Annotated in this window: 1 protein-coding gene and 1 pseudogene; both read right to left on the bottom strand. The window is 71.6% G+C overall.

Going from position 1 to position 686, the window contains the following annotated elements:
• Positions 1 to 60: 60 nt before the first annotated feature.
• Positions 61 to 288, bottom strand: a complete 228-nt coding sequence (locus tag B7L92_RS39055) for a DUF3107 domain-containing protein (RefSeq protein WP_016824716.1) — start codon at positions 286 to 288, stop codon at positions 61 to 63.
• 152 nt (positions 289 to 440) lie between these two features.
• A pseudogene (locus B7L92_RS39060) lies at positions 441 to 686 on the bottom strand (TetR/AcrR family transcriptional regulator); the annotation flags it as partial.

A 686-nucleotide genomic window follows, 5' to 3' on the forward strand; every position in this document is an offset into this window, starting at 1 on the left:
GGAAGGGCCCGGTGGCACCGCACGCGGTGCCACCGGGCCCTTCCGCTCGCCGGTCGTCGCCTACAGTGCGCCGAAGCCCACCTTGCGCGGGGCCGGCTCGCCGATCTCGATGTACGCGAGGCGGTCGGCCGGGACCAGGACCTTGCGGCCGTGCTCGTCCACGAGGCTCAGCAGCTGCGACTTCCCTGCCAGCGCATCGGCCACCACGCGCTCGACCTCCTCGGCGCTCTGACCGCTCTCCAGAACGATCTCGCGGGGCGCGTGCTGCACGCCGATCTTGACCTCCACGGCTATGTCCCTCCGACGGTCAGTGAAGTGCGCGACCTTCCGCGCCGTACCAGCACACATTAGCCCGGTGAGGGGATGTACACGCTCCGCCCGGCCACGCCAGGAGCGAACAGCCGACGGGAACAAACGAGCGCCGGTGTCCGCGCGTGCGGTCAGTGCTGCTGGTCGTTGCCGTGCAGCGGGAACCCGGCGATGCCCCGCCAGGCGAGCGAGGTCAGCAGCTGCACCGCCTGGTCGCGCGGCACGCTGCGGTCGCTGTGCAGCCAGGACCGGGCCACCACCTGGGCGAGCCCGCCCAGTCCCGAGGCGAGCAGCATCGACTCGGCCCGCGAGAGCCCGGTGTCCTCGGCGATGACGTCGCAGATCGCCTCCGCGCAGTCGTTGGTGACCTTGTCGAC

Source organism: Streptomyces viridosporus (assembly GCF_002078235.1).
In the GTDB taxonomy this organism is placed as follows: Bacteria; Actinomycetota; Actinomycetes; order Streptomycetales; family Streptomycetaceae; genus Streptomyces; species Streptomyces viridosporus.